General features: G+C 73.6%; 12 protein-coding genes and 1 pseudogene. 10 read left to right on the top strand and 3 right to left on the bottom strand.

The features are described 5' to 3' along the window. Nucleotides 1-96: 96 nt before the first annotated feature. Both ACZZY9_RS00610 and ACZZY9_RS00605 read right to left on the bottom strand, forming a co-directional pair. Complete coding sequence (locus ACZZY9_RS00610; protein WP_463462596.1) at nt 97-540, bottom strand: DoxX family protein; 444 nt, start codon at nt 538-540, stop codon at nt 97-99. A 105-nt stretch (nt 541-645) separates the two neighbouring features. Further along, nucleotides 646-1,503 (bottom strand): LysR substrate-binding domain-containing protein, encoded by an 858-nt coding sequence (locus ACZZY9_RS00605; RefSeq protein ID WP_463462595.1) that lies wholly within the window; start codon nt 1,501-1,503, stop codon nt 646-648. A 91-nt stretch (nt 1,504-1,594) separates the two neighbouring features. Between ACZZY9_RS00605 and ACZZY9_RS00600 the strand changes: the two genes are divergently transcribed. Further along, nucleotides 1,595-2,923: an MFS transporter gene (locus ACZZY9_RS00600; protein WP_463462594.1), complete on the top strand. Its 1,329-nt coding sequence runs from the start codon at nt 1,595-1,597 to the stop codon at nt 2,921-2,923. Between the two features lie 25 nt (nt 2,924-2,948). Here the strand turns inward: ACZZY9_RS00600 and ACZZY9_RS00595 are convergent, their stop codons facing one another. Beyond that, on the bottom strand, nt 2,949-3,350 hold the full coding sequence (locus tag ACZZY9_RS00595) for a hypothetical protein (protein ID WP_192060478.1): 402 nt from the start codon (nt 3,348-3,350) through the stop codon (nt 2,949-2,951). A 66-nt stretch (nt 3,351-3,416) separates the two neighbouring features. Between ACZZY9_RS00595 and ACZZY9_RS00590 the strand changes: the two genes are divergently transcribed. The 9 genes and pseudogenes from ACZZY9_RS00590 (at nt 3,417) to ACZZY9_RS00550 (ending at nt 12,286) form a co-directional block, all read left to right on the top strand. After that, the gene (locus ACZZY9_RS00590) at nt 3,417-4,460 is read left to right on the top strand and encodes an LLM class flavin-dependent oxidoreductase (RefSeq protein ID WP_463462593.1); all 1,044 of its coding nucleotides are present in this window, start codon (nt 3,417-3,419) and stop codon (nt 4,458-4,460) included. 105 nt (nt 4,461-4,565) lie between these two features. Next, complete coding sequence (locus tag ACZZY9_RS00585; protein WP_463462592.1) at nt 4,566-5,528, top strand: acetylxylan esterase; 963 nt, start codon at nt 4,566-4,568, stop codon at nt 5,526-5,528. A 142-nt stretch (nt 5,529-5,670) separates the two neighbouring features. After that, the gene (locus ACZZY9_RS00580; protein WP_463462591.1) at nt 5,671-6,702 is read left to right on the top strand and encodes an NADPH:quinone reductase; all 1,032 of its coding nucleotides are present in this window, start codon (nt 5,671-5,673) and stop codon (nt 6,700-6,702) included. Nucleotides 6,703-6,865: 163 nt separating this feature from the next. Further along, entirely contained in the window at nt 6,866-7,999 is a 1,134-nt protein-coding gene (locus ACZZY9_RS00575; protein ID WP_463462590.1) for an MBL fold metallo-hydrolase, read from the top strand. A gap of 106 nt (nt 8,000-8,105) precedes the next feature. Beyond that, the gene (locus ACZZY9_RS00570; protein WP_463462589.1) at nt 8,106-8,993 is read left to right on the top strand and encodes a patatin-like phospholipase family protein; all 888 of its coding nucleotides are present in this window, start codon (nt 8,106-8,108) and stop codon (nt 8,991-8,993) included. A gap of 127 nt (nt 8,994-9,120) precedes the next feature. Beyond that, nucleotides 9,121-10,410, top strand: coding sequence for a glycosyltransferase (locus tag ACZZY9_RS00565; protein ID WP_463462588.1), 1,290 nt, complete (start codon nt 9,121-9,123; stop codon nt 10,408-10,410). Between the two features lie 98 nt (nt 10,411-10,508). After that, nucleotides 10,509-10,987 (top strand): annotated as a pseudogene (locus ACZZY9_RS00560) (heme-degrading domain-containing protein). Between the two features lie 7 nt (nt 10,988-10,994). Then, a complete protein-coding gene (locus ACZZY9_RS00555) occupies nt 10,995-11,522 on the top strand; it encodes a hypothetical protein (RefSeq protein WP_463462587.1) in 528 nt (175 codons plus the stop codon). Between the two features lie 167 nt (nt 11,523-11,689). Further along, on the top strand, nt 11,690-12,286 hold the full coding sequence (locus ACZZY9_RS00550) for a hypothetical protein (protein ID WP_463462586.1): 597 nt from the start codon (nt 11,690-11,692) through the stop codon (nt 12,284-12,286). The last annotated feature ends 181 nt before the right edge of the window (nt 12,287-12,467 follow it).

The raw sequence follows: 12,467 nt of genomic DNA, 5'->3' as shown, positions 1-12,467 counted from the left end.
GGCGGTGCGACGGGATGCGCAGAGGGGTCGTTCCCCACCGTAGCGGGGTCGGCGCGCCGGCTGCTGGGCGTCGCCGGGCCGCCGGTGCGTCGCGGATCAGGAGGCGCGGCGCACGAGCAGCGCCCGACTCACCAGCGGCCACTGCAGGGGCAGTCGCGCGATCGCGATCGCGGTGCGCACCGAGGAGGCGCGGCCGCTGCGGACGGATCGGCCCGCCATCGACACGTTGGCCGGGAACACGGCGACGAAGAGCGCCGCGGCGAGGGTGCCGCCGAGACGGCGGGTCGGCCGCGACAGCAGAGCCGCCGCGATGCCGATCTCGGCCACGCCCGAGACGACCGTGTAGGCCCGGGCGGGGCCGGGGAGGACGCGGGGCACGATCGAGTCGTAGACCGCGGGGCGGACGAGGTGCAGGACCCCGCTGACCCCGAGGGCCGCGGCGAGCGCCCGTGCCGTGGTGCGGGCACGGTCGGCGTCGGGGTGGGCCGGCCCGGAGGCGGGGCGGAGTGGGTTCGGGGTGCGGGAGGGGCGGCGGTTCATGGTGCCCATGGTGCTCGCGTGCGCCTCCTCGGCCTGTCAGCGGGGTCGGCGTGGTCGGCGGTCGGCGTGGTCGGCGGTCGGCGCCGATCGCGGTGGGTGGGTGGGTCAGACGGCTCGGCTCACCCCGCGGCTCATGATGGCGGCGGTGAGCGCGTCGACGGGTTCGCGGGGGGCGACGGGGTTGGCGACGAGGACGTAGTCGACGTCTCCGAGGTCGGGCAGCGAGAAGCGGCGGCTGACCTTGACGAGATCGGTGGGGATGAGGGAGAAGGGGAAGGCGGCGATGCCCATGCCCGCGCGCACGGCGGCGAGCATGCCGTTGACGTCGCGGGTGTTGCAGGTGATGCGCCAGGTGCGGCCGGCGGATTCGAGCGCGTCGATGGCGAGCTGTCGGCTGAGGCTCGGCGCCTGGTAGGCGATGAGGGGCACGGGGCGTCCGGTCTCGATCTGCAGTTTCTCCTGCGCCATCCAGACCATGGTGTCTCCGGCGACCCGGGTGCCCTCGGTGCTCTCGCCCGCCGTCTGCTTGACGAAGATGAGGTCGAGGTGTCCGGAGGCGAGGCGGCGACGGAGCGGGGCGCTCTGGTTGACGGTCAGCTCGAGGTCGATCTGCGGATGCAGCTGACGGAAGTGCCGGAGGATGCGGGGCAGCTGCGTGATCGCGAGGTCGTCGGCGGCGCCGAAGCGGAGTCGCCCGCGCATGGCCGAGCCGCTGAAGTAGCTCTCGGCGGCGGTGTGGGCGGCGAGGATCGTGCGGGCGAAGCCGGCCATGGCGTCGCCGTTGTCGGTGAGTCGGACCTCGCGGGTGTCGCGCGTGACGAGCGTGCGGCCGGCGGCCTTCTCGAGACGGCCGATGTGCTGACTGACCGTGGGCTGGCTGATGCCGAGACGGAGCCCGGCGTTCGTGAAGCTGCGGGTCTCGGCGACGGCGAGGAACGTGGCGAGCAGGGCGGGGTCGAACACGGGACTCCTCTCGGTGCATTGCGATGACCAATGGCACTGATTCGAACCATAGCGGGTCCGAATGAGGGTTCGGGCCGTAGCGTCGACGGTGATGTCAGTCCCGCCCCGCACCGTCGCCCCGCCGCCCGCCACCGAACCCCTGCCCGTCATGGCCGAGCGCCCGCCGTGGCGACACACCTTCATCGCCCTGAGCGTGCCGAACTTCCGGCTGTGGACGGCCGGCAACGTCGTCGCGATGACGGCGGGCTGGATGCAGCGCATAGCACAGGACTGGCTCGTGCTCGAGCTGACGGGCAGCGCGACGGCCGTCGGCATCACCGTGGCGCTGCAGTTCGCCCCGATGCTCTTCTTCGGCCTGCTGGGCGGGGTGATCGTCGACCGCTTCTCGAAGCGGGCCCTGATGATCGCGACGCAGAGCGTGTTCGCGGTCCTCAGTCTCGGGCTGGCGGCCCTGACGCTCTCGGGCGTCGTGATGCCCTGGCACGTCTTCGCCATCGCGTTCGCGACCGGTCTCGTGACGGTCATCGACAACCCCGCACGGCAGGTGATCGTGTCGGAGCTCGTGGGGCACAGGTACCTGCGGAACGCCATCAGCGTGAACTCCAGCGTGTTCCAGCTCGGCGGGATGATCGGACCCGCCGTGAGCGGAGTGCTGCTGCTGGCGGTGGGCGCCGGCTGGGCGTTCGTCGTCAACGGGGTCGCCTGCCTGCTGGTGGTCGTCATGCTCGGCCTGCTGAAGACGGCGCAGATGACCCGCACGACGCCGGGCCCGCGCAGTCGCGGTCAGCTGCGGGCGGGCCTCGCCTACGCCCGGGCGAAGCCGACGATCCTGGTGCCGGTGGTGCTCGTCGCCTCGTACGCCGTGTTCGGCCTCACCATGCCGGTGCTGCTGGCCTCGTTCGCCGACGACGTCTACGACGTGGGGGCGGGGGGCTACGGGCTCTTCAACTCGATGATCGCGGTGGGCGCCCTCACCGGCGCGCTGCTGTCGACGCGCCGGGCGACCATCCGGCTGCGGACCATCGTGCTCGGCCTGCTGGCGACGGGCGTGCTGCAGGCGGTCGCCGGCTCGATGCCGTCGGTGGGACTCTTCGCCGTCACCCTCGTCACCGTCGGCTTCGCATCGCTGCTGTTCCTCACCGCGGCGAACCAGCTGGTGCAGCTCTCGAGCAACATCGCCATCAGGGGTCGTGTCATGTCGCTCTACGTGCTGGTGCTGCTCGGCGGACAGGCCATCGGCGGGCCGCTGATGGGACTCGTCGTCGAGACGTTCGGAACCCACGCGGCGATGGTGCTGTCGGGCGGCGTGCCCGCGCTCGTCGCGGCGATCACCGCCCTCGTGCTCGCCCGACGGGGGCAGCTGACCCTGCAGATGCGCGTCCGGCGGTACGTGCCGGTGGTCGAGATCGCGCACCGCTGAGGCGCCCGCCGCGACTCGCCTGCCGTCAGACGGCCGGTGCGCGCCTCGTGCCGCCGAACGCGAGGGCGACGTCCAGTCGCCACGAGGTGGGCTCGCCCGAGACGTGGGTGGTGCCGACGAAGCGCAGCAGGTCGCCGGCACGGAGGCTGAGCACCCCGTGCACGTCGTCGCTGCCCTCGAGCCAGAAGGCGATGTCGTGCTCGTCGAGCAGGTCGTCGTCGACGGTCGCCCCGAAGCTGGCCCCGTCGAACTTCAGCGGCACGTCACGGAACCGGAGGCGCGGCGGCGACTCCGTCCAGTCGGCCGCGGCGGGCACCCGCTGGGCGACCACGACCGCGTCGATCACCCCGTCGTCGTCGAGCGTGACGCTCGAGGCCTGCAGGTCGACCCCGAGGTCGTCGTCGTCGATGCGAAACCGATTCTCCACACGATCACGCTACCGAGATGAGCGGCCGGGCGGAATGGGCTGCGAGCGCCGATGGTTCGCCCGGTCATGAAGAAGCGCATCGGGTTCCTGTCGTTCGGCCACTATCAGGACGTCCGCGGGTCGGCGACCCCGACCGCCCGGGAGGCGCTGGTCCAGTCGATCGAGCTGGCCGAGGCCGCGGAGGAGATCGGCATCGACGTCGCCGCCGTTCGCGTGCACCACTTCGTGCGTCAGCTGGCCAGCCCGTTCCCGCTGCTGGCGGCCATGGCTGCGCGCACCAGCCGGATCGAGCTCGGCACCGGCGTGATCGACATGCGCTACGAGAACCCGCTGTCGATGGCGGAGCAGGCCGCGGCCGCCGATCTGATCAGCGCCGGACGGCTGCAGCTCGGCGTCAGTCGGGGATCACCCGAGCCGGCCCTCCGCGGCTGGGAGGCGTTCGGCTTCACGCCGGCGGACGGCGAGAGCGACGCCGACCTCGCGCGTCGGCACACCGAGCTGTTCCGGGCCGCGATCGGCGGAGCCGACGTCGCGCGGTCGGACCCGAAGATGACCGGCTGGTCTCAGGGCCTGTCGATCGAGCCGCAGTCCCCCGGTCTCGGCGAGCGCATCTGGTGGGGTTCGGGCAGCCGGGCCACCGCCGTCTGGACCGGGCAGCAGGGCATGAACCTGATGAGCAGCACCCTCCTGACCGAAGACACCGGTGTTCCCTTCGATCAGCTGCAGGCCGAGCAGATCGAGCTCTATCGCCGGGCGTGGGACGAGGCGGGTCACACCCGGGAGCCCCGCGTCTCGATCAGCCGCAGCGTCATCCCGATCACCACCGACGAGGACCGCCGCTACTTCGGCGTCCGCGCCCAGGCCGACGGCGGCGACCAGGTCGGTCTGCTCGACGGCGTGCAGTCGCGCTTCGGCAAGAGCTACATCGGCGAGCCCGACGTGATCGCCGAGCAGCTGGCGGCCGACGCGGCCGTGCAGGCCGCCGACACCGTGCTGCTCACCGTTCCGAACCAGCTGGGCGTCGAGTACAACGCCCGCCTGCTGCAGACGGTGGCGGAGCACGTCGCTCCCGCGTTCGGCTGGGTGCCGAACCTGATGCCGGCGGCGTGACCCGCGCCTCCTCGGCTCGAGGGGTCATGACACGCCGCGTCGCATCGGAGGCCCGCGGCATGTCGTGACTCCTCGACGAGCCGCTCGGCGGGTAGACAGGAGCGCATGTTCACCGACATGCCCGAGACAGCCCTCTGGGAGCACCGCAGCACCCAGACCGAGCCCGACGACTTCGACGCGTTCTGGGCCGCCACCCTCGACGAGACCCGGGCGCACCCCATAGACGTGCGGGTCGAGGCTGTGGACACCGGACTGACGACGGTCGACGTGTACGACGTCACCTTCGCCGGCTGGGCAGGGCAGCCGGTGCGGGCGTGGCTGCGAGTTCCCGCCGGTGCGACCGGGCCGTTGCCCGCCGTCGTGCAGTACGTCGGCTACGGGGGCGGCCGCGGCGCCCCCACCGAGAACCTCTTCTGGTCGGCGACCGGCCACGCGCACCTCCAGATGGACACCCGCGGGCAGGGCTCGGGCTGGAGCCGCGGCGACACCCCCGACCCCGACGGTTCGGGACCCGCCCACCCCGGCGTGATGACCCGCGGCATCGACAGCCGCGAGACGTACTACTTCCGACGCGTGTTCGCGGACGCCGTGCGCGCCGTCGAGGCCGCTCGCTCGCTCGAGGTCGTCGACCCCGCCCGGGTGTCCGTCGTGGGCGGCAGCCAGGGCGGCGGCATCGCGCTCGCCGTCGCCGGCCTCGTTCCAGACCTCGCGGCCGTCGCGGCGTACGTGCCGTTCCTCTGCGACTTCCGCCGCGCCAGCGTCATCACCGACGCCGACCCGTACAAGGAGATCGGACGGTACCTGGCCGTCCACCGGCACCGCGCCTCCTCGGTGCACGAGGTCCTCTCGTACTTCGACGGGGTGAACTTCGCGCGCCGAGGCAATGCTCCCGCCGTGTTCACCACCGCGCTGATGGACCCGATCTGCCCGCCGTCGACCGTGTTCGGCGCGTTCCACGCCTACGGCGGACCGAAGGACATCACGATCTGGCCGTACAACGGGCACGAGGGCGGCGGGGCCGAGGACGACCTGCTGGCGCTCGCCGCGTTCCGCCGCGCGTCCGCCTGAGCCGGGGCCTGGCCCCGTCTCCGTTCTCGAGGAGTCACGACACGCCGAGGGGACTGCAGGAGGCGCGGCGCGTCGTGACTCCTCGAGCGCGGTCTCCGAGGCGGCGGGAACATCGGGCGGCCGCGTCTGGTTGGCTCCGGGCATGAAGTCGATCGTGTACACCGAGACCGGACCCGCCACCACCGTGCTGCAGCTCGTCGACCGCGAGGTGCCCGAACCCGCCGCCGGCGAGGTGCGCGTGCGCGTCGTGTGGTCGGGCGTCAACCCCACCGACTGGAAGTCCCGAGCCGGCGGCGAGCCGGGCGAGAGCCTGCCGTTCGACGAGGTCACCCCGAACCAGGACGGCTCGGGCATCGTCGACGCCGTCGGCGAGGGAGTCACCGGGCTCTCGGTCGGCGACCGGGTCTGGACGTACCTCTCCGCCTACCAGCGCCCGACCGGCACGGCGCAGGAGTTCACCGTGCTGCCCGCACGACTCGTCGTCCCGCTGCCCGCCGGCATCGGACTCGACGTCGGCGCCGCGCTCGGCGTGCCCGCGATGACCGCCCACCGCGCGCTCACCGTCTGGGAGGACGGCCCGAGCCGCCTGACCCCCGGCAGCCTCGACGGCGCGACCGTGCTCGTCGCCGGAGGCGCGGGCGCAGTCGGCCACGCCGCCATCCAGCTCGCCCGCTGGGCCGGCGCCACCGTCATCACGACCATCAGCTCGGACTCGAAGGCCGCCCTGGCCACCGCCGCCGGCGCGCACCACGTCGTGAACTACCGCACCGGCGACGCCGCCGCCGAGATCCGCGCCATCGCACCCGACGGGGTCGACGTCGTCGTCGAGGTCGCCATCTCGCAGAACGCCGATCTGCTCGCCGACGTCGTCGCCCACCGCGCCTCGGTCGCCATCTACGCCGACAACGGCGGCGACACGACGACGATCCCGATCCGCGCGAACATGATCACCAACACGCGGTACCAGTTCGTGCTGCTGTACACGGTCGGCGCCGAGGCGCTCGACGCCGCCGCGGAGGACGTCACGGCGGCCCTCCGCGACGGGGTGCTGCCGATCGGCGAGGCCGCTGGCCTGCCCGTGCACACGTTCCCGCTCGCCGAGACCGCGGCCGCGCACGAGGCCGTCGAAGGCGACATCGTCGGCAAGGTGCTGATCGAGGTGTCGGCCGAGTAGCCGACGGCCGCTCCGCCCCGCGAACCCCGTTCGCGAAGATGAACCACCGTATATCGCGGTTCATCGTCGCGAACGGGGTTCATCGCTGCCGGGGCGGGCGGCGGGGGGCGGGCGGGCGGGAGGCACGGCGGGCGGGCGGGGCGGGCCTGGCTAGGCTCGGAGGGTGAGCGATCCCGCCAGCCGACCCGTTCCTCCCACCCCCGTCAGCGCCGTCCAGGCGCAGGCGCTCGACCGTGGCGAGCTGCCCCCGGTCGAGGAGGTGCGGCACGGAGTCTGGTCGATCGCGTTCCCGTTCGGCGACGGCGACTTCTCGCTCGGCTACCTGATCGAGGGATCCGACGGCGCGCTCACCCTCATCGACCCCGGGTGGGCCGACGACGCGAACCTCGACCGGCTCGAGGCCGCACTCCGCGAGATCGACCACACGATGGCGGACATCGCTCTCGTGGCCGTCACCCACCTGCACGCCGACCACCTGGGTGGCGCCGATGCCGTGCGCCGCGCCTCCGGAGCCCGCATCGCCCTGCACGCGTCCGAGCAGCGCGCTCTCGACGAGCGCACCGCCGACGCCGCCGCAGCCGACGCCGACATCGCCCGCTGGGGCGCACCGACCGACGACGAGGAGGCGCTGGTCGCGTCGTGGGGATCGGGTCGCCACCTCCCCCGCGTCACCGCCGACCTGCTGCTCGCCGACGGCGACGAGCTGCCGATCGCCGGGCGACGACTGCGTGCCGTCCACACCCCCGGTCACACCGCCGGGCACCTCTGCTTCGTCGAACCGGAGCAGCGGCTGATCTTCACCGGCGACCACGTCCTGCCGCGCATCAACCCGGGCATCGGGCTCGGCGGTCGAGCGGACGGCAACCCCCTCGACGACTACCTCGCCTCGCTCGATCGGGTCATCGCCCTCGACGTCCCGGGGGCGGACTCCCTCGAGGTCTGCCCGGGGCACGAGTACCGGTTCGTCGGTCTCGCCGACCGGGCGCAGGCCCTCGTCGAGCACCGTGCCGGCCGCAGCGCCGACGCCGCAGCCGCACTCGACGCTCTCGCGGGGGCTCGCGAGAGCCCGGCCGACGCCGGCGCGACGCACGCCGGCACGGCCGACCCCGTCAGGACCGATGCCGGCACGACCGACGCGTCGCTCGACCGTCCGACGGTCTGGCAGGTCGCCGAACGCATGTCATGGACCGGCGGCATCGCCTCGCTGCACGGCTACCGGCTCGGCTCGGCGCTCGCCCAGACCGAGTGGCACGTGCAGGCGCTCGGCCGACTCGGCGAACTCCGACCGTCCTCTTAGGCGACGGGCCTACCGTCGGGGCCGGCCCCGTGGCAGCGCCATCTCGCACCTGAGACGACCCGCGCCCGAGACGCCATCGAACCGACACACCGCCGACACTCCGGAGATGCACGACATGACCAGCCCCGCCTCCTCCCGCCCACGCACCGCTCTCGTCCTCGGCGGCGGCGGCATCACCGGAATCGCCTGGGAGCTCGGCGTGCTGTCGCGCCTCCTCGAGGCCGGCGTCGCCCTCGACGACGCCGATCTGGTGGTCGGCACGTCGGCCGGCTCGGTCGTCGGCACGATGGTGCGGCTCGGACGGGTGGACGAGGGTCTGCGCGAGCAGTACGAGGCGGTCACGGAGCTGCCGACCGGCTCGATCGACCCCGAGGCGTTCCAGCAGACGCTCGGTCAGGCGCTGATGGGCGCGACGGACCAGCAGGAGGCGCGGGCCCGCATCGGCGCGCTCGCCCGGCAGACACCGGTCACCGGCGACGAGCCCGCCCTCCTCACGACGATGCGCGCGCGATTCGGCGACGTCGCCTGGCCGACCGGTGCCTTCACGGTCTGCACCGTCGACGCGACCGACGGCGCCTTCCGCCCCCTCGACGCCGACTCGGGCGTCGACCTCCACCGGGCCGTCGCCGCGAGCTGCTCGGTGCCCGTCGTCTGGCCCACCGTCGAGATCGACGGGCGCCCCACCATGGACGGCGGGGTCCGCTCGGGCACGAACGCCGACCTGGCCGACGAGTACGACCGGGTGCTGGTGCTCTCGTGCGGCCCCGAGCTCGACGTCTCGCCGATGGGGCCGACCCTGCCCCAGGTCGTCGCCGCCCGCCGTGCTGCCGGGCGCGAGGTGCTCGTGATCCAGGCGGACGCCGAGGCGCTCGCGGCCTTCGGCGGCGACGTGCTGTCGACCGCCACCCGCCGCCCCGCCGCCGACGCCGGACGCCGCCAGGCCGAGGCGCTGCTCGACGACGTCCGCGGGTTCTGGACCGGCGCGGCCGCCTGATCCACCGGCCGGGCGGGTCCGGCCAAGACGGGCGTGTCCGGGCGACCGTCCTGGCCGGACTCGCCCGCATCGTCCGGCGCACCGGGCGCGCGGGCCGCGCGCACCTGCGGGCCGGTACCCTCGGGAAGTGACCACCGCCTCCTCCCCGCTCCGCATCGCGCTCGTGTCGCTGCACACCTCCCCCGGCGCCGAGCCGGGCTCGGGCGACGTCGGCGGCATGAACGTCGTGGTGCGCAACCAGGCCGAGGCGCTCGGCGCCGCCGGCCACCGGGTCGACATCGTCACGCGACGGTCGTCGCCCGACGAGCCGCCCCGCGTCGACCTGTCGCCGGGCGTCACGCTCCACTTCGTCGCGGCGGGCCCCGCCGAACCCGTCACGAAGGGCCGCAACGAGCTCTTCGTCGACGAGTTCCGCGACCGTCTCGCCGAGCTCGGCCCGTGGGACGTCGTGCACTCCCACCACTGGTTCTCGGGCATGGCCGCCCTGCCCGTCGCCCGAGCGCTCGGCGTGCCCCACGTGCAGAGCTTCCACTCGATCGCGGCCGCCGACTCGACCCCCCTCTCGCACGGGGAGCGCGCGGAGTCCCCCGGCCGTCTCGCCGGCGAGGCCCACCTGGCCCGCGAGTCCGACGCCGTCGTCGCCATCAGCCGCGCCGAGGCCGAGACCGTGCTGACCCGTCTCGGCGGCAGCCCCGATCGCGTCGCCGTCGTGCTGCCCGGCGTCGACAGCGAGCTGTTCCACCCGCTCGACGGCACCGCGACGGACGGCACGGCAGCGGAGGGCACGGCGTCCGAGGGCACCGAGGAGGCGCGGGTCGTCGACCCCGCACGCCCCTACGTCGTCGTCGCCGGGCGCCTCGAGCCGCTCAAGGCCCCCGATCTCGCCATCCGCGCGGTCGCCGCCGTGCCCGCCGAGGTGCGCCCCGACCTGGTGATCGCCGGCGGCGCGTCGACGGAGTTCGCCGGCTACGAGGACGACCTCCTCGCCCTCGTCGACGAGCTCGACGTCACCGTGCGCTTCGTCGGCCCCCGCACGCGCACCGGTCTCGCGACGCTCCTGCGCGGAGCGCACGCCGTGCTCGTGCCGTCGCACTCCGAGACCTACGGCCTGATCGCCCTCGAGGCGGCCGCGAGCGGGGTGCCCGTGATCGCCGCCTCCTCGGGTGGACTCCGCGAGAGCGTCGTCGACGGCGTCACCGGAGTCGTGCTCGACTCGCGCGACCCCGACGACTGGGCGGCCGCCATCACCCGCGTCGTCCGCGACGTCGAGTGGGCCGGGCGACTGTCGCGCGCCTCCCGGGCCAGGGCGCTCGACCACCCGTGGGCGTGGTCGGCCGCCGAGCTGGCCGACGTGTACTGCCGCGTCGCCGGCAGCGACGACTGCTCCGAGCTCGCGGCCGCCGGCGTCCGCCGCTGACCGTCCGGCGGCGGGCCTCCGACGCTCCGGGCTCCGATGTCAGGGGCCCGGCCTATGCTCGGATCCGACCAGACGACCCGCATCGACCGGAGGCCCTCATGACCGACGACACCCTGCTGACCGAGCTCGCCGAGCAGGAGGAGCGCCTGGTCTTCCGTCGCTTCACCACCGACACCGCTCTCGATCTCGGCGCGTTCCTGCTCGCCGAGGCGCGTCGCCGCGGTCTCGCCGTCACCGTGACGGTGCGCAAGGGCCGCCAGCGGATCTTCCATGCAGCCCTGCCCGGCACGTCGCTCGACAACGACGAGTGGCTCGACCGCAAGGCCCGCGTGGTCGAGCGCTACGGGCAGGCTCGTACCGGGTCGGCGAGTCGTTCCGCGTCGCCGGGTCCACGTTCGACGAGAAGTCCCGTCTCGACACCGACCTCTACGCCGCCCATGGCGGTCTCTTCCCGGTGACGGTGGTCGGGGTGGGCGTCGTCGGGTCCGTCGGGGTGTCGGGGCTGCCGCAGGCCGACGACCACGCCCTCGTCGTCGAGGTGCTCGACGACTTCCTGGCGCACGGCTACGACTCCTGAGCCGATCGTGCCCGCACCGATCGCGCCCGCACCGAGCGAGGCCGACGAGCAGGCGGCCGCGCAGCTCCGCACGCTGCTCGCCCACACGGCCCGCGACCTCGCCGCGCGTGACGCCCGCACCGAGGCGCTCGCCCGCTACCGGCCGTCGCGCCGGATCGTCGTCGTGAAGACCGCCGACTCGCTCGAGCCCGTCGGCCGGGCCTGGCGCCTCGGTGTGCTGCTGCTCGAGACCGACGGCCGCGTGCACGAGACGGGACGCATCACCCGGGCCCTCGAACCGACCCGATCGCAGAACCTCTCGCCGTCGGTCGAGAGGCGCAAGGCCGAACGGCGGGCTGCGGCCCGGGGTCACTTCGCCGAGGGCGAGGTCGTCGACTACGCCTACCTGCCCATCGACCTCTCGACCGAGGCCCTCGTCGCCGGCGACCAGCGCCTCCTCGTCTCCGACGGCCGGGCACTGGTGCGCTGGGGCGCCGGGCCCGGCGAGGTGCGCGACGCGGCGGCGTACCTGGCCGACCGAGGCGACCTGCTCTAGGCGATCCGCCCCAGGCGATCCGCTCCTGGGGGGCGGGCGCCGTCGGCGAGGCGCACCGCGCCTCCTCGGCTCGCGCCCAGTGAGGGTCCGAGACCGGGCGATATCCTCGGACTCCGTCAGACGCCGCCGAGTCGTCTGCTCCATCCACCCGACCGAGAGGCCCACCCGTGCGCCGAGTGCTGATCGCCGCGTCGATCGTCTTCTGCGCCGCGGTGCTGGCCCTCGTCGTCGCACTCGTGATGGTCGTGTCGTCGTTGGCGGCGCCGCGCGATCAGGTGGCGCGGCCCGTGACTCCGCCGGTGACCTGCCCCGCGGTCGATCCGGTCATGGTGGGCGACATCGAGGTGCCGGCCGGTCCCGTGGCCGGCTACTGCCAGGACCGCCTGGTCAACGCGGCCTGGATCATGCAGGCCGCCCGGGCGCAGGGCATCGGCGAGCACACCCAGGCGATCGGCGTGATGACGGCGATGGGCGAGTCCAGCCTGCGCAACATCGACCACGGCGACGCGGTCGGCCCCGACAGTCGCGGGCTCTTCCAGCAGCGCGACAACGGCGCCTGGGGAACCTATGCCGAGCGGATGGACCCGTACACGGCGGCCACCCGGTTCTTCTCGAAGCTCGTGGCGATCCCCGGCTGGAAGGAGCTGTCGCCGACCGAGGCGGCGCACGCCGTGCAGATCAACGACGACCCCGACCACTACGCGCGGTGGTTCCCCGAGGCCGAGCAGGTGGTCGCGGCGCTGTCGGGTACGACGTCCCCCTGACCCGGGGGCCGCGCGTCGTCCGCAGGCCGACCCGCACCTCCTCGGTGTTCGCGTCGATGGTCGGAAGATGCCGTTCATTCGCGCCTAAAGGACCCTTACTGACCACTCGAGGCCGCCTCACGAACCGAGGTGGTCAGAAGATGCCGTTCATCCGAGCCCGGACGGCATCTTGTGACCACTC

The sequence above is a fragment of the Frigoribacterium sp. AC394 genome, assembly GCF_979258095.1.
This window is presented reverse-complemented; position numbering and strand designations above follow the sequence as displayed.